16 protein-coding genes are annotated in these 16,686 nt (G+C 58.7%); 4 read left to right on the top strand and 12 right to left on the bottom strand.

Annotation, left to right across the window (positions count from 1 at the left end; genetic code table 11):
- Nucleotides 1-11: 11 nt before the first annotated feature.
- Both AC53L6_RS19735 and AC53L6_RS19730 read left to right on the top strand, forming a co-directional pair.
- Nucleotides 12-419 carry a hypothetical protein gene (locus AC53L6_RS19735; protein ID WP_496909068.1) on the top strand — a complete coding sequence of 136 codons (408 nt, stop codon included), beginning with the start codon at nt 12-14 and terminating at the stop codon, nt 417-419.
- Nucleotides 419-940 (top strand): DUF4760 domain-containing protein, encoded by a 522-nt coding sequence (locus AC53L6_RS19730; RefSeq protein ID WP_496909067.1) that lies wholly within the window; start codon nt 419-421, stop codon nt 938-940. The genes AC53L6_RS19735 and AC53L6_RS19730 overlap by 1 nt, the downstream gene beginning before the upstream one ends.
- Before the next feature lie 11 nt (nt 941-951).
- Here the strand turns inward: AC53L6_RS19730 and AC53L6_RS19725 are convergent, their stop codons facing one another.
- The 11 genes from AC53L6_RS19725 to AC53L6_RS19675 all read right to left on the bottom strand — a co-directional run bounded on the left by AC53L6_RS19725 (nt 952) and on the right by AC53L6_RS19675 (nt 13,285).
- Nucleotides 952-2,064, bottom strand: a complete 1,113-nt coding sequence (locus AC53L6_RS19725) for an amidohydrolase family protein (protein ID WP_496909066.1) — start codon at nt 2,062-2,064, stop codon at nt 952-954.
- Between the two features lie 83 nt (nt 2,065-2,147).
- A complete protein-coding gene (locus AC53L6_RS19720) occupies nt 2,148-2,390 on the bottom strand; it encodes a hypothetical protein (RefSeq protein ID WP_496909065.1) in 243 nt (80 codons plus the stop codon).
- A 52-nt stretch (nt 2,391-2,442) separates the two neighbouring features.
- Nucleotides 2,443-3,651, bottom strand: a complete 1,209-nt coding sequence (locus tag AC53L6_RS19715; RefSeq protein WP_496909064.1) for a S8 family serine peptidase — start codon at nt 3,649-3,651, stop codon at nt 2,443-2,445.
- Nucleotides 3,652-4,326: 675 nt separating this feature from the next.
- A complete protein-coding gene (gene yghX / locus AC53L6_RS19710; RefSeq protein ID WP_496909063.1) occupies nt 4,327-5,214 on the bottom strand; it encodes a YghX family hydrolase in 888 nt (295 codons plus the stop codon).
- A gap of 85 nt (nt 5,215-5,299) precedes the next feature.
- Complete coding sequence (locus AC53L6_RS19705; RefSeq protein WP_496909062.1) at nt 5,300-5,866, bottom strand: cytochrome b; 567 nt, start codon at nt 5,864-5,866, stop codon at nt 5,300-5,302.
- 41 nt (nt 5,867-5,907) lie between these two features.
- Nucleotides 5,908-9,021: an efflux RND transporter permease subunit gene (locus AC53L6_RS19700; RefSeq protein ID WP_496909061.1), complete on the bottom strand. Its 3,114-nt coding sequence runs from the start codon at nt 9,019-9,021 to the stop codon at nt 5,908-5,910.
- Nucleotides 9,022-9,025: 4 nt separating this feature from the next.
- Nucleotides 9,026-10,243, bottom strand: a complete 1,218-nt coding sequence (locus AC53L6_RS19695) for an efflux RND transporter periplasmic adaptor subunit (RefSeq protein ID WP_496909060.1) — start codon at nt 10,241-10,243, stop codon at nt 9,026-9,028.
- 195 nt (nt 10,244-10,438) lie between these two features.
- Entirely contained in the window at nt 10,439-11,086 is a 648-nt protein-coding gene (locus tag AC53L6_RS19690) for a PEBP family protein (RefSeq protein WP_496909059.1), read from the bottom strand.
- Between the two features lie 20 nt (nt 11,087-11,106).
- Nucleotides 11,107-11,664: a YbhB/YbcL family Raf kinase inhibitor-like protein gene (locus tag AC53L6_RS19685; RefSeq protein WP_496909058.1), complete on the bottom strand. Its 558-nt coding sequence runs from the start codon at nt 11,662-11,664 to the stop codon at nt 11,107-11,109.
- Nucleotides 11,661-12,656: a YHYH protein gene (locus AC53L6_RS19680; RefSeq protein ID WP_496909057.1), complete on the bottom strand. Its 996-nt coding sequence runs from the start codon at nt 12,654-12,656 to the stop codon at nt 11,661-11,663. The genes AC53L6_RS19685 and AC53L6_RS19680 overlap by 4 nt, the downstream gene beginning before the upstream one ends.
- Nucleotides 12,657-12,754: 98 nt before the next feature.
- Nucleotides 12,755-13,285, bottom strand: coding sequence for an EF-hand domain-containing protein (locus tag AC53L6_RS19675; RefSeq protein ID WP_299772535.1), 531 nt, complete (start codon nt 13,283-13,285; stop codon nt 12,755-12,757).
- Nucleotides 13,286-13,508: 223 nt separating this feature from the next.
- Here AC53L6_RS19675 and AC53L6_RS19670 point away from each other — a divergent pair, with 223 nt between their 5' ends.
- Both AC53L6_RS19670 and AC53L6_RS19665 read left to right on the top strand, forming a co-directional pair.
- On the top strand, nt 13,509-14,222 hold the full coding sequence (locus AC53L6_RS19670; RefSeq protein WP_496909056.1) for a response regulator: 714 nt from the start codon (nt 13,509-13,511) through the stop codon (nt 14,220-14,222).
- Nucleotides 14,223-14,227: 5 nt separating this feature from the next.
- Nucleotides 14,228-15,556, top strand: coding sequence for an ATP-binding protein (locus AC53L6_RS19665; protein ID WP_496909055.1), 1,329 nt, complete (start codon nt 14,228-14,230; stop codon nt 15,554-15,556).
- 470 nt (nt 15,557-16,026) lie between these two features.
- On the opposite strand, the gene AC53L6_RS19660 is transcribed toward AC53L6_RS19665, so the two are convergent.
- Nucleotides 16,027-16,644: an EamA family transporter gene (locus AC53L6_RS19660; RefSeq protein ID WP_496909054.1), complete on the bottom strand. Its 618-nt coding sequence runs from the start codon at nt 16,642-16,644 to the stop codon at nt 16,027-16,029.
- Nucleotides 16,645-16,686: the final 42 nt, after the last annotated feature.

Raw genomic sequence — 16,686 nt, 5'->3', positions numbered from 1 at the left:
GGAGGTGTTTCATGATGAATCCACTCTTACCCGGTGTCCTGGTTTTGACACTTGCAACGTCAACTATGGTCAGCAGTGAGGAAGATGAAGGCTACTTTCTTCTGACAAGCGAAGTTGCTGAGTGCATTGCAGCCAATCAGGCTCAGCTCGCTCTTCAGGACAGTTCCGTCGTCTTCATCAAGCCGCAAGAATGCCTGACCGATGTGACAGAGGATCTGCCAAGCTATGCCCCGGCTGAAGCTCCAGACGTGAGAATGCTTCAAACGGACGAAGCGCTTGATGTCGACGCCTTGATCTTCCTAAGCCGCGCGCAGCTTGCCTGCTTCGCTGATCTTTCTGTCCTTGCGAGTGAAACGGCAGGCGCACAGGACATCTGGCGCTTTTATCCTGACACCTGTCACTTTGCGCCGGATGCGTGATGCGACAGAATATTGAACTTGCACTGAAAATACTGGCGGCAGCGATTGCTGTCTTTGGCGTGTGGAAGTTCTTTTCCGACCGCGCACTTGCTGTTGAAGCCGAAAGGCACGCGACGGCGTTGTCCTACATTGAAGCCTATGGAAGCGCTGAAATGATCGAGACGCGGAACGTTCTTTTTAACTTCTGGAAAGAGAACGACACGTTCGTCGATTATATGCGAGCCGAACTTGTGTCCGAGCGGACGTATGCCTTGTTTGCCAGTGTCACGATTGACGAGCACCCCGACACCGAGGCCTTTCAAACGGCGATTTATCGGCTGGTAAACTTCTACGAACAGGTCTGGCATTGCAGAACCGCTGATCTGTGCGACCCGGGCATGCTCGACGAATACTTTTGCGACCGCGTCACACTGCAAGCCGCTGCATATCAGCCCTTTCTGGATGAGCTGGTAAGCCGCTCGGGATACGAGAGCTTTGGAAGTTCACTGGGTGATTTTCGAGTGTCTTGCACGACGCGCTGACACCTGCACTGCTACAGGAAATGGTCCGGGTTCACATTGGCAATCTCACGGAAGATGTTTTCGCCCAAGACGTAGCGCAACTGCATGGACAGGTAGCGCTCATCGAATTTTTCGGTTTGGGTCATGTAGTAGTCCGACCCGAACAAGACACGGGCGCGCACCTTTGGATTTGCTCGAAGTATGACTGCAAGTGCGGGCAGGAACCGCTGGGTCGCAAAAACCGTGTAGGAGATATCTGTATAGAGCCCGGGATAGGTGCCACAGCCGATCAGCTGCATGATCTTTGACAGCCAATTGATATGACCACGCTCTGCAATTGGTGCATCATGTGGAACAAGCTGTCGGCTTTCTGAGTCCTCAAAATAGGTCGTCCAGTCCTGCAAACCGCCAAAATGCGCAAGGCAAACCCGCACTCCGGGATAGGTGTTGAGGATGTCGCGATAGTTGTCCGGATTCGAGTAGCGTGCGGTGCTCTTGCGGCGTTCCCGTCGCGAATAGACACCGCCCTTTGAGCAATGGGTCATGACAGGCACATCATGCGCTTCGCAATAAGCCCACATCGGATCAAGCCGTTCATCCTGTGGAAAATAGCCAAGAGGCGGATAAAGCTTGATGCCCCGGAACACCCGTCGCATTGGAGATAGCTCAGCCGGAAAGCGGCGCTGGAGTTCCGCAATCAGCTTCTCCTTTCCCTCTGGGCCATCATAACGCCGCGGATCGATAGCAATAAATGGCAGGACGCGCCCGTTTGTCTGTTTGGCAATGACTTCAAGCTCGTCATGTTGCTCGTCAATATCGACTGGGGGCATTCCCGCACCCATGAACGCCATGTCCATCGGAAGGACGACGAACCTTGTGTTGTCCGGATAATAGCTTTGGATGATTTCGAATGTTTCAGCTTGAGTGCTTCGGCCGCCAATCTCCAGAAAGTTTGCATAACGACTAAGACGATCCCGGTCACTAAACGGGTTTGCCAACCTCAGCAGCCGTACAAGTGGACGTTGAAAGGGCAGGGAGGCCAGCGCCTTTGTCAGCCCGAAAGGTAGAAAACCACGCGGAACATGATCCAGAAGGAACGTGTGAGTGTGACAGTTGGTGATGACGTAGTCGACATTCTTGGGCATGCTGAACCTGCGATCTGCACATTTCAAGATTGGCGGGTAAAGGCCAGATCAGCAGGCGCAGTTCAGGTGCACGTGCTAATCAGCTACTGAGGCTTGTCCGGTGACAGCGGTGGAAGCTGGAATGTACCTTCAGGCGACACGCGCAGGACACCGTCCAGCGCTTCAAGCTGATCCACAACACTGTCGTCACACTGCCCGAAAATGACACCCATGGCACGCTGGACCTGTTCTACTGTCAGCCCGTGTTCTGACGCTTTTTTGCAAATCGTCTCAGCGTCTGCGCCGCCTTTGACGTCAAAGACAACTTTCACTGATATCTGTGACATCTGGTCGGTCCGCGTTCAGTATGAGCTCTCACAGTAAACATAGGGGCGCCGGCTAAGCCACACCAGCGGCAGCAGGCGGCGATTGAACTAGGCCCGCACCGACATCACGTGCATCTTCGGAAACAGGTGCGGCTGTTTCGATGATCTTATCCCAAAGCGCCTGTCCTCTCAGGTTTTGATCGGATTCGGCCCAATGCGCAGCAACACCCGCCACATGCGGGCACGCCATGCTTGTTCCAGAGAGGGATCTGTAAAGACGTGGTGCTGGAACGGATGAGAATACATCAACCCCAGGACCGGCCACGTTTACTTCGCCGCCGTCAGGGTTGATACCACCGCTTGAAAAATCAGCAACGCTGAGTGCCTCATCAACCGCAGCAACGGCCATAATCGATGGTGCATTGGCTGGGCTGCCGACGGGTGCGACAAACCCCAACCGGCGCGAACTGCTGTTGCCGGCCGCCGCGATGATCAGACTGCCACGGTCGAGCGCCTGGCGCCCCAAAGCTTCGTATTCCGGCGCATAGGTATCGCCTTCACGCACATCGGAGCCGAGCGACATGGAAATCACCTCGCAGCCTTGCTCAATCGCCCAAGCCATACCGATCAAAACATCGCGCTCTCGTCCGCTGCCGCTGTTTGCTAGGACTTTGCCAACATAAAGGTCGGCATCTGATGCGACGCCATATCGGAAATCGCGGTCCGATGTTCGCCCGCCCACCGCTGTTCCAGCGCAATGGGTTCCGTGACCTTGCCCGTCTTGTACGTCTTCGCCGGTGACAAAGCTTTCAGACATGATCGTGCGATCTGCAAAGTCAGGATGCTGCAGGTCAAGCCCGGTATCCAGAACGGCCACCTTGATACCAGCACCAGTGTAGCGGCTGGCCCAAGCGCCGACTGCGTCAACGCCCCATGTCTTTTGATCGTCATCCTGAATCGTCTTAAGGGCAAAGAGATAAAGTTCGGGCCGCACGGACAGCACGCGATCATCGTCCATCAGGTTTGCCCGAATGCTCTCGGATTGCGCGGCACCAACTTGGGCGGAAATGAAACCTATGTTCACGTTCTCAAGGACAATTGCTGGGGCCTCGTCAGCGCTTTCTGGCAGTCGCCCGGCACGTGATGCGAAAGTCTGGACATCTGCACCAGACAGGCTGGCAAGTATACTTTGTTGTGTGGACAGATCGACATCCGGCTTAAACAGGACAATGCTGCCCCCGGTTTCATGTGTCGGTTGCATCTCGAAGGTTGTCTTTGACATTGCGGCCTCTTGATCAGTTTAGGTCATTTGGCGAGCGATATGGTGACTTGGCGGCAACTCGGCCGCGATATTTGCAACACAAATGTAGCTGAAGCCATCTTGGTGATCCTGAAGGTCGAATGAACACAAGATGAACATTGGATTAGGCGAAGCTAAGGATAATTTCATTTCTTTGGCAGGGTACGCTCGACAACAGAACTTTGGGTCTGACAGCCACGAACTACTCAAAAGGATCCTGACCTGCCGAACTACTTCTGAGAGGCGAATGGCGACGAAATGATTGATTCTGTTAAAAAATCAGATTTCGCCAGCGGGTGATAAAATTGTCGGCTCTACAGCGGCAGGCATTCAATCCGGCGAGGAGGGGGTCGAGCAAAACACTGGTTCAGCCATGTGCGAGGCTCGCGCGGCGTCCTGCGCGCAACCAGCGCCGACTTCTCTACAGCAATGCGTTTTGGCGAAAAAGTGGAAGGACGGCTTTTTGAGCGAAGCACGCGGCGGGCATGTCTCAACGGATCCGCCAAACATTCCACATGCGCATGCAAAAGCCGTACTTCCGTGAGTGGTGTGTGGCCGGCTTTGGCGAGCGAAATGTCAATCAGCGGATCAACCCAAGCTGCAGGGCGCAGGAGTGTTGGGGCGGTGGCTTATCTGCGGGCCCGATCGCATCGAACACTAAGACAGATAAGTGTTGAACCACCCGATTGTCCGTTCCCACGCCAATTCAGCCATGGCCTCATCGTAGCGCGGCGTGCTGTCGTTGTGGAAACCATGGTTTGCGCCTTCGTAGATGTAGGCCTCGTACACCTTGTCATTCGCTTTCAGGGCCGCTTCGAAGTCGGGCCACCCCGCGTTGATGCGCTCGTCCAGCTCTCCCATCTGGATCAATAACGGGGCTTCGATTTTCGGGACGTCACCTGACGCGGGTTGCCGCCCGTAAAAGGGGACCCCGGCGGCCAGTTCCGGGTATGCCACGGCAATCGCGCCGACCACACCGCCGCCATAGCAAAAACCGACAGCGCCGACGCTGCCAGTGCTGTCGTCACGTGAAAGCAGATGTTCGAAACCGGCGAAGAAGTCATTCATCAACGCGACCCCATCAACGGTCCGTTGAAGTTCGCGACCGTCGGCGTCATTTCCCGGATAGCCGCCGACCGATGTCAGGCCATCCGGTGCCAACGCCATGAACCCCGCCTTTGCCAAACGGCGCGCAACGTCTTCGATGTACGGGTTGAGGCCCCGGTTTTCATGGATGACCAGAACCGCAGGCAGTGGCCCGTCCGCCGCGGCCGGCCGCACCAGATAGCCACGCACATCCCCGGTGCCATTCGGTGAAGGATACATAATGTAATCGGCGTGTATGTCAGCATCATTGAACGACACTTGCTGTGCCATCGCGTAGTTGGGGCTGAGCATATCCAGCAGCGCCACTGCCGTCAGGCCACCGACGGCAAACCTGGCTGCACGGTCCAGAAACTCGCGTTTCGTAATCTGTCCGTGCGCGTAAAAGTCGTACAGATCAAGAAGCTCTTGATCGAAGTCCTTGGCTGTCATGCGTTTCATTGAAAGTCTCCCTTGTGGTGAATGGTGTGGTGGAGCAGTGTCAGCTTGGGCGGGATCGGCGCGTCCCGGGTCTCTCGAAAGAGGCTCATTGATTGTCAGAGGACACTGAGCCGTCCGAGGCTGGGACAGCTCGGCCCGAAATCATACGCGTCAGTGTCGGGTCCCGGTCTATCAGATGATGTTTGAGCGCAGCCGCGATGTGCAGCACCACAATCGTGCACAGGCCAAGGCCAACATATTGGTGAATTGCAGATGACATAGCCACGATCCAAGGTACTTCTGCCACGCCCGGGATCGAGAACCAGGCAAACACGCTCACGTCTCGCCCGCGAAAGATGGTAAATCCGATGCCGGAAAGCGGCATGATCAGGATACCTGACAACAGGCTCCAATGCACCCATTTCGAAAGCCGGTGCTGCCAGCGTGGCATGGTCGAGACCGGTTCGGGAAAGCCCCGCATGACTCGCCAGGCCACACGCCAAGCGCCGTAGATAAGAACAAGGACACCGACTGAGCGGTGGACTCCGATCAAAGGTCGGCGCGCTTCACGCTCCAACCCGCCATATTCAAGGTAAAGCCCAAACAGCAGCATCCCGATGATCGCGCTTGCGATGATCCAGTGGTTCAGGCGCGAGATGAAATCATAGTGCATATGTTAGTTCCTCAAACGTGATGCAGAACAGCGGTTGACGGTCACGACGCAAGCTCGGCTTCAAGCCGCCTCATCTCTTCCGCCTGCGGCTTTGAGAAACCGGCCAGCAGCCGATAGACCACAGGTGTGACAAACAGAGTGGCCAATGTGGCCAGACCCAGCCCACCAACAATCACCCACCCCAGCGACACGCGCGCCTCTGCCCCGGCACCTGTCGACACCACTAGCGGCACACCACCCAGCACGGTTGAGATCATCGTCATCATGACCGGGCGCAGGCGTTGCAGAGCTGCTCCCTCGATCGCATCGCGCACGCTCATGCCTGCGTCCCGCAACTGATTTGCAAATTCCACGATCAGGATGCCATTCTTGGCCATGATCCCGACCAATAAAACAAGGCCAATCTGACTGTAGACATTCAAGCTGATGCCCGTGAAGGCCAGCGCAAACACGGCGCAGGCAAGGCCAAGTGGGACGGTCCCCACGATGATGAGGCTGGAAAGAAAGCTTTCGAACTGGGCGGCCAGGACGAGGATGACGATCACGATGGCAAAGCCGAACACCATGCCTAGGCCGCTCGATGTCTCGTCCAGCGTCGCCGCTTCGGACAGTGGGATCAGTCCGACATCGGGCGGCAGGATGCTGGTCGCTGCCGCCTCGATCCGCTCGATCCCGTCGCGCAAGGCCACGTCATCAGAAAGCTCTGCCGAAATGGTGATCGCGCGCAGCTGTTCCTCGCGGTCCAGCGACGGGGCTACTGCCATTTCCTGAACCGACACAATGGACGACATCGGGACGATCCGGTCGTCCGATGCCTTCAGAAAGATGTTTTCGAGGTCGGTGGGATCGTCGACCGGGTGGGTGGTCGAGATCAGTTTGACCGGGATCGCATCGCCATCAACAAACACCTCTCCAACCTCGTCGCCATCCAAGAGGGCGCGCATGGCGTCGGAAAGACCACCGATATCAATGCCCAGATCTTCTGCTCTCTCGCGGTCGACGTCGATCAGGATCTGCGGCTGCGTGGTCTCGTAGGACAGCTGGATGCGGCCCATGTCCGGGTCTTGCTCCAACTCGGCCATCAATGCGTCAGCAGCCGTCGCAAGCACGTCATAGTCGCTGCCGGTAATTGCCATGCGCAGCCCTTGCCCACCGCCCCTGATGCCCAGCGAATTGGGTTGGATGACAAAGGCACGCACGCCGTTCACCGACGCGATAAGCTGGTTCATCTCGGCCACGATCTCGCTCTGGCTGCGCTTGCGTTCATCCCAGGGCGCCAAGGTCATGACCATACGTCCCTCGTTGCTGCTGCCGCGCCCGACTATAGAGAAGATGTATTCGACTTCTCCACTGTCTCGAAATGGTTGAAAAAGTGCTTCGATCTGACGTTGCTGGCTTTCGGTGTATTCCAGACTGACACCCTCGGGCGCGCTGATCCGCATCAGTGCGACGGCACGGTCCTCTGGTGGGGTCAATTCCTCTTCCAAAGTGCCATATGTGATCCAGGCCACGCCCGAGCAAATAGCCGCGGCAGTTATCACGACCAGCGGGGCCGACAGGCAGTAGCGCAAAATGGCTGCATATCTTCGACTGCCCCATGCCCCGATACGCGCGACAAGGCTGGTTGGAAGTTTGGCCTCCTCGGGCACGCGGCGGGACAGCAAGCGTGAGGCAAGCATGGGACAAAGCGACAACGCCACGAAAGACGAAATGGTAACCGCAATGGCAAGGACGTACCCAAACTCGCGAAACAGACCGCCTGACGTGCCCGGCAAGAAGGACAGTGGAATGAAGACGGCCGCCAGCGTGGCCGTTGTCGTGATGACCGCAAAGAACACCTCGCGTGTGCCCCGCACCGCGGCGGCCCGGACCGGCATACCCGCATCCCGCTTTTTGACGATGTTTTCCAAAACGACAATGGCGTCATCCACGACCATGCCGGTCGCCAGAACCAGCGCCAGCAGCGTGATGATGTTGATCGAGAAACCCGCCAACCAGATGCCACCAATGGTCCCGATCAAGGCCACAGGCAGCGTCAGCGCAGGGATGAGCGTCGCCCGCACATTCCGCAGGAATACATAAATTACCCCAACCACAATCGCGATGGCCAGCCCGAGTGATTTCAACACTTCAACAATCGAGCCATTGATGAACGTCGCATCGTCGCTGGTCACCGCGATATCGACGTCCTCGGGCAACGTGTCCCGCATCGCCGCAACGACATCACGCACGCTGTTCGAGATGCTCAGCGTGTTCGAACCGGCCTGCCGAATGATGTTGAGCCCAAGCCCCGAATGACCGTTGGCCAGCAGCACCGAGGATTCTGCATCTGGTCCAAGGGTCACGACAGCGATATCGGCCAGTCGGACATCATCGGCGATGATCAGGCGATTGAAATCCTCCGGTGTGCGCAACGAGGCTGTCGCGCGAACCGTGAAATCCTGCGCGCTGCTTTCCAGAGATCCGGCAGGCACGTCCAGCGCCACATCATCCAAGGCATCTATCAAATCAGCGACCGTCAGGCCGCGCGTCGCAAGCTGCGCCTGATCAACATCGATCAGGAAAGTCTGTTCGCGTTCGCCAAATACTGAGACTTCGGCTACACCTTCGACGGCAGACAGGCGATCCACCACCTCTTCATCGACAAGATCTGTCAGCGCGTCGATTTCCATTGTCTCTGACGTTACGGCCAATCGCATGATTGGTTCCGCATCCGCGTCCGCCTTCACAATCGTCGGGTCATCGTCGATATCGTCAGGCAGGCTGTTGCCGATCCGGCCGATCTCGTCCCGCATATCTGAGGCCGCGACGTTCAGATCAGTGCTCGTCGTGAACTCGACGGTGACGCGGCTTTCCTCGTAGGACGATGACGAAGACATCGATTTGACACCCGACACCTGCGCGGCTGCGGATTCCACGATGCCGGTCACTTCCTGATCCATGGTCTCTGACGATGCGCCGGAATAGGAGGTCCTGATCGTGATCGTCGGGCTGTCCACCTCTGGCAGCTCACGAACGGCAACCCCCGAAAGCGCGGCAAGGCCACCGACAAGGATCAGCATGTTGACGACAATCGCGAGAACGGGTCGCCGCACAAAAAGGGCTGTCATGTCAGACAGGGTGGACGGGGCCGTCGCAGGCGCCTCTTGAGCCATCCGCCTACCCCTCCGTTTCAGAGGTGGACGGCGGGGACAGGTCGGCGCGGTCCTTGCCCGGTCGGGCGTCCACGTCCGGCACAGCAGCGCCCTGCACGACGACCTGGGCGCCATTGCGCACGTTCAACCCGCCTTCGGTGACCACTTCTGCGTCGATCCCGATGTCCGAGGCGATCAGGATGTATTCGACATTGCGCTGAACAATCTCGGCACTCGTGCGCGTGGCAACACCGTCTTCCACGACCCAGATATAGGACCCCTCGGCGTCCCAATTCACCGCCAGCGGGTCGACGGCGGGATAGGTATCGCCGTCAAAAGCCGTCGTGACACTGAACGACATGCCGGGGCGGATCAGGTCGTCCGGGTTGTCGATCAGCGCGCGCACCTGGATCGTTCGACTGTCGACCTGCACCCGGCTGCCGATCGCACCGATTTGCCCGTCGAACCGCATGCCGGACAGGGCCAGTGGCGTTGCCGTGACCTGCTGGCCGAGTGCAAGCAAGCCCACAAACCTTTCGGGCAACCAGAAATCGACCATGACTTGTGATCTGTCATCGACCATGGCGATCTCGGTCGAGGTGGAGACATAGTCGCCAATCTCAACCGGAACGATGCCCACAACGCCACCAATAGGCGAAAAGATCGAACGCCGCTCTAGCGCGACCTCTGCCTCGCGCAAGGCGAGTTTCGCGTCATCCCGCTCTGCTTGCAGGGCGTCCAGTTCTGTCTGTGACGCCACATTGGACTGGGCCAGACGTTCATAGCGCGCATACTCGGCTTCGGCCAAACGAAGGGTCACAGCCGCCCGGTCCCGTGCGATTTGCTCGATGTCTGCGTCCAGCTGCGCCAGCAGATCACCGGCGGCAACGACATCTCCGGAAGCGACTGCAACATGGGTCAGCACACCGCTCTCGAACGGAACGACCGAAACAGATCGTAGCGCCTCGGCAGAGCCTATTGCTTGTGCCGTTTCGCTGATCGTCTCCGTGGACACCGCTGCGGTGGTCACGATCGCCGCTGACCTGCCACGTTGCCCACGCGGACCTGTGGCCTCGCTTGCGTCCAATGTCTGATCGTCTGATCTGGAAATCGCTTCAAGAAGGTTAGACGGAACACCCAACCCGCCCAGGGCAGTGTTGAAATCCGGAGAGTAATGTGACGCAACCAGCGTTGCGCATGAAACCAACCCAAGTGTTGCGAGGACTTGCTTTGCCAGGTTCATAACTGCCCCCATCGTGCCCGGGACGATCCCATCAAGCATATCGAATAGTGCTGCTTAAACGGCCTGGTTCCAGAACGTCGGATACTTCCGACCCGCTTTGCGCGCGCCCACAGCGGTGTGGTGATCAATAGTCCCGTCATGCGTTTTCCAGTTTGCACGTCAGCCTCCGTCGCTGGGTGTGCGGGGATCGAACATTTACTCGATGGTGACACGGCAAAGGATGGTGTTGTCCCGCTCTAGGTCGGGGCCCCAGATGAACTGGGCGTCCTCGGACCAACTTACGGTGTCGTAGCCATCCTTCGGATCGACAGCACGGGCCGTATGAAGCGTGGCTTTGGGCCAGCCCGATGCATCAAAGCCCGGGGCGGTCCAGTCCGCTGGCTCTTCGGTCAACTCAAATGCACATGCACCTTTGCCTGCAACCGGATTGCTGGACGCCTCGCATGACTGATCGACCGGGGCGTGGTGCACGACAAGGCAACGCATGTTGTCATCCGTCACGGCAACGGTTTCTCCAGTGTCCACATCCACGAACTGCGCGATCAGGCCCCCATCTCCCATCTGCTGCCGCCGTGACCCGATATATTCCAGGCCAGTGTCGTTCTCCTTGAAATCCATTGCCTTGATCGCAATGGTCATTGGCAACTCAACGGCGAATGTGACGGTTTCGGCGTTGAAAGACCGCTCGGTCGTGATGGGAACACTGTCCTCCAGCACCTTGGTGCCGTTCACCGACATCTCGAACCAATTGTCCGCCCATATGTCCGCGGTGATAGTGAGAGGCTCTGCAAAGGCTGGCGCGACCGTCAGGATAAGGGGTGCTGCAAGGATGGTGCGCATCATGGTCTTTTCCTTCTTGGGTGTCAGTTCAGAAACGAAAGCTGGGCGGATGAGATGACCTTGCCCTCCATGGCGCCGGTCAGCATCTGCCAGTAGACCTGTCGGTCGTCATATCCGGGCAGATCGTCCATGGGCGCGTTCAGGGCGTAGATCGTGATGGTGTATTCGTGCTGCCGATCACCGGGGGAGCATGACGGAGTATAGCCGGTGTGGGTCCGATCCTTGTCCGCGCCTTCGTCACCGATCGATGTGGGATTGCCACGCTCGATCACGGTGACATCGGCAGGTATGTTCCACAGCAGCCAATAGTGGCTGGGGGCGTCCACGCCTTCGGTCGTGCCGCGCGGATAGTGATGCATGGTCAGGGCAAGGCTCTTGGTCCCATCGGGCACACCGTGCCACTCCAGGGGCGGTGACGCGCCGTCGCCGCCATCGCGGACGCATTTCAGATATGCAGGCAAAAAGCTGTCCTCGGTCAGCGCCAGGCTCGACAGCGTGAAGGCGTCCTCTGCCAGTGCTTGGCCTTCGAATCCGACGCAACGCAGGTAAGCTATCACAAACGATGCAGCGACACCTTTCATCGGCAATACTCACCGGTAACGACCTCGCCACCATTGGTCACGGTGCGGGTTTCGAACAAATAGCAGTCAGGCGTGTCCGAAGGGCTGTAGCGGATGTAGTAATCATCGCCCTCGTAACTGTAATCCATGCTGCGGGTGCCGTCGGCACCCTCGGTGAAGACAAGGTTTTCGACCCCGCCGCGCGGTGGTCGGCCCGGTTCCGTACCACGGCCCGTTTCGGCATCAACAAGCGGAGAAACGCGGGGTAACGCGCGGATGTCTGCAACCTCGCCCATGAGGCACTGCACGATATACGGCGCACCCTCGGACGTGTGGTACCTGTAGCCAAAAGTTGCGTCCGGCTGCCCGTTGCAAACATCAAGCACCCCGTCCGGAATTACACTGCCGTCCGGGTTGTTGTCGCCGTAGATCGGGAAGCCGTCGAACGCCCATCCGATGATCGCGTTGTCCCCGGCGTTTTCCATCTGGGCAATCATGCAAACAGGCTTGACGTGATAGTGGTAGTCATCCCCGCGCCCGGCATGGCCGCCGCACACATCAAGTTGCTGGGTTTGCAACGTATCATGCTGGGTCTGGTGGTGGTAAAGGTCCTCCTCCGTCATCTCACCACCGCCCGTGTAGTCAAAGATCGGCACACCGTTCACCGCCACGCCGAGCGCCGCGTCGCGTGTTTGTGGTGTATCGCCCAACACGGCCACTAATGGGATCGACGCGTCATAGCCCGGGGCGGGCACTGGCACTTGTTCATTAGTCCCGGTGATGCCTGTCATCATCTCGTGGTCGGGATATGTGTTTGACGAAATCACGGCTGCGCCGTTCTCGCAGGTGACGGTCACATCGTCGGAAAACCCCGCCTCTTCCACCGACGCGATGACGGCGGCGCAGTGCTCTTCCGCGCTGTGGGCGAGTGCCGCGCCTGACATGATGCCTACAGAGGTCGAGAGAAGAGCAAAGGTCAAAAACGGTTGTCTGATCGAGAAGCCCGTTTGCATCTGTGTCCCTCTTCGGTCTGAGAGGTGCCGCCTGGTCACAAAGACCATAGCGACACCTTTAATGTAAAACAGGGGCTGCACAGGTCGCCCCCAGCCAGTTACTCTTGCGGTGCGGGCCGCCCGGGTCGCTGCAGGGTCAGCGTTCCATCGCCATCGCGGTCCATCCGTTCGACAAAGCGCGCAACGCTGCGCTCCATCTCTTCCGGCGCGATCTGGCCGTCGCCGTCTGCATCAAGCCTTTGGAAGGCGTCGACCATCCGCGAGCGCGTGAGGCTGCGATACAGCGTGTCGAACTCTTCGATGGACAGGGCACCATCGCCAGATGCGTCCACCTCTGCCACCAGCGCGTTGCGGTAGGTTTCGATCTCCTCTGGCGTGACGGCGCCATCGCTGTCTGCATCGGCTGCGTCAAAGATATCGCGCAGCATCTCGCCACCGCGCATCTTGCCGCCGTGGCCACGCATGCGCTTTCCACCGTGGTCATCGCGCATGTCGGCTTTGGTCATCTTGCCTTCGGCGGCCGGGGGCGGGGTTGGGGCGGCGCTGTCTTGCGCATTGGCGATGACGGCGCCAATGCCAGATATGCTTAGGGCAATTGCGGTCACAGCCAGTATTTTCGGTCGGTTCATCGGTTGTCCTTTCCTTGGAAATCGAGGCGCCGTTTCGCCTCGTCTGATTTCCATATGGACATGTCGTGCCAGAAAGGTTTGTCGGGCGGGGATCTTGTTTGTCGCGATTTGTCGCAATGGCCAGCGCTGACACAAATTGCGACAAATGAAATGGCGCTCAGACTCGGAGCGCGGGCCACATGCCGCTAGAACAGGCACAAACCGGCCCGGTACAGGAGACGAAATGGAGCAGACGGCCCCTCAGGTGATGATCGTGGACGATGCCCGCGACATCCGCGAACCGCTGGACAAGTATCTGCGGAAGCAGGGCCTGCGCACACAGATGGCCGCCAATGCGATGGAAGCTCGCAGCCTGTTGGAAGAGAGTGATCCGGCCCTGATCGTGCTGGACGTGATGATGCCGGGCGAAGACGGGCTAAGCCTGTGTCGATGGCTGGTGGCTCGCGGTGGCCCACCTGTGATACTGCTGACCGCGATGGCGGATGAGACTGACCGCATCGTGGGGTTGGAGCTTGGCGCTGACGATTACGTGGTCAAACCGTTCAACCCCCGCGAACTTGTGGCGCGCATCCGCGCCGTGCTGCGTCGCAGACCACCCCCGGCGCCGCAGGTGGCCAAGGGGCGCAGAAGGTTCGGCTCCTGGACGCACGACCCCGATGCGCAGGAAGTGCGGCACACGGATGGGCGCGCCGTTGCCCTGACATCCGGGGAAAGCCGTTTGCTGGGTGTCCTGCTTGATCATCCACAAACCGTGATGTCCCGCAGCAGCTTGCTGGACCTGACACTCGGTCGTGACGCCAAGGCATATGACCGGGCCATCGACAACAGCGTGAGCCGATTGCGGAGAAAGATTGAAGTGAATGCGTCATCTCCGCGCCTGATCGTCACCGAATGGGGCGGGGGCTACCGACTCACCGCAGATGTGGAACACGTTTGAACAGGTTGCAACGATTTCTGCCTGACGGCATCGCGGGGCGCTTTGCCCTTCTTCTGACCGTATCGCTTGTCAGTGCAAATCTGCTGGCGCTTGCGGTCCTGTCCTACGAGCGAATCCGCCTGGATCGCGCGGCGCTGATCGCGCGCGAACAGGAACGCATCGTTTCGCTGGTGCCTGCGTTGGAAGCAGCCGTGCCGCAGGCCCGACCTGGGCTGGCCAACTCAGCTTCGACCCGATCATCCAGAGTGACAGTCGACCCCACACCCCTTGTGAGAGTTCAACTTGATACACAGCGTGCCCGCGCCCTCGCCGAGGCGCTGACCGAAGCGCTTGGCGGGCGGGACGTGAGAACTGCAATCAGAGTCCAGCCAGATCATGACAAAGGCGGCAGGAGGGTGGCCGTCGCGGCATCCGTGCGCCTGGTTGTCGCCGAGGATGGGGAAGCGCAATGGCTGAACATTCGGTCACGTGGCAAGCGCCCGCCGCCGCCATGGATCGAAGAAGGTGCATTCCTTTTGATCCTTGGACTGTCACTGGCTGCCATATTGGGTGTCGGTCTGATCTTCGTGCACCGCTTGACGCAACCGTTGACCGAACTTGCCACCGCCGCCCGCGCTGCGGGCCGCGGGGATCGCACAGTTCTAATCAAGACAGAGGGGCCGCGCGAGATGCGAGACGCCGCGGCGGCCTTTAACGACATGCAGGTGCGCATCGCCCGCTTCGACGCAGAACGCATGCGCATGCTCGCCGCCGTGGGCCATGATCTGCGCACACCGATTACCAGCTTGCGCATCCGGGCCGAGATGCTTGAGCCCGAGGACAGCGACGCGATGATCCGCACACTCGAAGAGATGACAGTGATGGCTGACGGGCTCGTGGCCTATGCCCGCGGACGCGGAGAGAGCGAGGCGATGCGCGACCTAGACCTCGGCGAGCTGGTTGAACGGGCCTGTGCAGAGCGGGGGGCCTCTTTTGAATGTGATGACCCTGCCACTGTTCGTGGCCGTCCGGTCGCACTTGTGCGCGCAATCGGCAATCTCCTCGCCAACGCTTTGCAATATGGAAATACCGCCCGCGCGACGGTGACCCGCGATGCAGACATGGCTGTCATAACGATCGATGACGACGGCCCGGGCATCAGCCAAGACAAACTCGCTGACGTTTTCGACCCCTTCGTGCGGGGCGACGACAGTCGCAACAGCAATACGGGGGGCGCCGGGCTCGGGCTGGCCATCGTTCGCGACGTCATCGCGGCCCATGGCGGAACGGTGACGCTCACCAACCTGCCAACTGTTGGCCTGCGCGCAACTGTAAGGCTACCAATCGAAAATTAAAGGGAGCACAGATGGCTAAGGAGCCACCAGCCAAAGAGTCAGTTGTGCAAAGCTCCGGCGCGAAGACGAGGAATGGTGGAGATGCGAGGCGCCCTCAAGCATCGGTGGACACTGTTCCTGATGAAAGTGGACACACGTGATCGTTAGGGTGAATGACTCTCGATGAGTCCAACTTGTTCGTGCGGCACGCTACGGCGAAAAGCAACATGGCATCATGATGTAAGGCGACGGGCTTAGGCGATGTACCTACGCAGTTCGTCCTGAAACGTTGTCGTTTCTCTTGCGGATTTCATGCAAACACCACGCGCCGACTGCACCGCGTCTTGGCGTACGATGGCAAGTAGTCATATCCAAGATACCACCCCAAATGAGAGCATCACAAACGGTCCGAACACCTCAAAGCCTGTAAACAGCAAAGCACCAATTAAGAAGAAGAGGCAAAATTGCACGAGGCCTGATCGGGCGCGATTTTATGAGTGACCTGTGGCAGTTCTTGCCGTTAGCCACTTTTTGCGCTTCAAAATACCAAGGTTTATCATGAACGCAGTGGCAACGATGAGCGTCCCCGCCATCTCGGCTGCGTTCGGAACTGCGCCCAACACGACACTTGCAATTCCAAGTGCAACGACGGGGGTGAAGACGGGCAACAGCGCCGAAACATGCACCGGCAGCGATCGGGCAGCGCCGATTAGGGTCACGACGCTGATAAAGCCACCGACAAGTCCCTGCATGAAGACTTGTAGGGCAATTGCTGATGAAGGCGTCACTAGCAGCGTCTCGGAGGCTGTAATGGCCGGCAACGGCACTGGGATGATGGCGGAGCCGCCGGTGACTGCCAGGGTACCTTCGACTATGGGGATTTGCCACAGACGGAGCAGCACAGTGTAGCCTCCCCACATTGCGCCAGCCAGCACGAACAGCGCCGCACCCCGCGCCCAGGTCCCGCCTAGTCCTTTGAGGTCAAGCCCGACCATTATGGCAAGACCTGCGCACATGATCGTAGCCCTAATCAGGCGGTCGGAAGTGATATTTTCCCGAAGCAGCAGGTGCCCCAAAACACTTCCTGTGACGAACACGGCGACCGGCATAAAGAGCAACCCGTGTGACAGGGGGCATGAACGTAACCGCTA

It is taken from the genome of Tateyamaria sp. LSS28, from assembly GCF_059611725.1.
The sequence above is the reverse complement of the archived record's forward strand: the minus strand, read 5'-3'. Positions and strand labels throughout refer to the sequence as shown.

What these genes read in the sequence shown, in the direction of transcription:
- AC53L6_RS19735 (WP_496909068.1), top strand. Translation starts at nt 12, where the DNA reads ATGATGAATCCACTCTTACCCGGTGTCCTGGTTTTGACACTTGCAACG.
- AC53L6_RS19730 (WP_496909067.1), top strand. Translation starts at nt 419, where the DNA reads ATGCGACAGAATATTGAACTTGCACTGAAAATACTGGCGGCAGCGATT.
- AC53L6_RS19725 (WP_496909066.1), bottom strand. Translation starts at nt 2,064, where the DNA reads ATGCCCAAGAATGTCGACTACGTCATCACCAACTGTCACACTCACACG.
- AC53L6_RS19720 (WP_496909065.1), bottom strand. Translation starts at nt 2,390, where the DNA reads ATGTCACAGATATCAGTGAAAGTTGTCTTTGACGTCAAAGGCGGCGCA.
- AC53L6_RS19715 (WP_496909064.1), bottom strand. Translation starts at nt 3,651, where the DNA reads ATGTCAAAGACAACCTTCGAGATGCAACCGACACATGAAACCGGGGGC.
- yghX (WP_496909063.1), bottom strand. Translation starts at nt 5,214, where the DNA reads ATGAAACGCATGACAGCCAAGGACTTCGATCAAGAGCTTCTTGATCTG.
- AC53L6_RS19705 (WP_496909062.1), bottom strand. Translation starts at nt 5,866, where the DNA reads ATGCACTATGATTTCATCTCGCGCCTGAACCACTGGATCATCGCAAGC.
- AC53L6_RS19700 (WP_496909061.1), bottom strand. Translation starts at nt 9,021, where the DNA reads ATGGCTCAAGAGGCGCCTGCGACGGCCCCGTCCACCCTGTCTGACATG.
- AC53L6_RS19695 (WP_496909060.1), bottom strand. Translation starts at nt 10,243, where the DNA reads ATGAACCTGGCAAAGCAAGTCCTCGCAACACTTGGGTTGGTTTCATGC.
- AC53L6_RS19690 (WP_496909059.1), bottom strand. Translation starts at nt 11,086, where the DNA reads ATGATGCGCACCATCCTTGCAGCACCCCTTATCCTGACGGTCGCGCCA.
- AC53L6_RS19685 (WP_496909058.1), bottom strand. Translation starts at nt 11,664, where the DNA reads ATGAAAGGTGTCGCTGCATCGTTTGTGATAGCTTACCTGCGTTGCGTC.
- AC53L6_RS19680 (WP_496909057.1), bottom strand. Translation starts at nt 12,656, where the DNA reads ATGCAAACGGGCTTCTCGATCAGACAACCGTTTTTGACCTTTGCTCTT.
- AC53L6_RS19675 (WP_299772535.1), bottom strand. Translation starts at nt 13,285, where the DNA reads ATGAACCGACCGAAAATACTGGCTGTGACCGCAATTGCCCTAAGCATA.
- AC53L6_RS19670 (WP_496909056.1), top strand. Translation starts at nt 13,509, where the DNA reads ATGGAGCAGACGGCCCCTCAGGTGATGATCGTGGACGATGCCCGCGAC.
- AC53L6_RS19660 (WP_496909054.1), bottom strand. Translation starts at nt 16,644, where the DNA reads ATGCCGGTCGCCGTGTTCGTCACAGGAAGTGTTTTGGGGCACCTGCTG.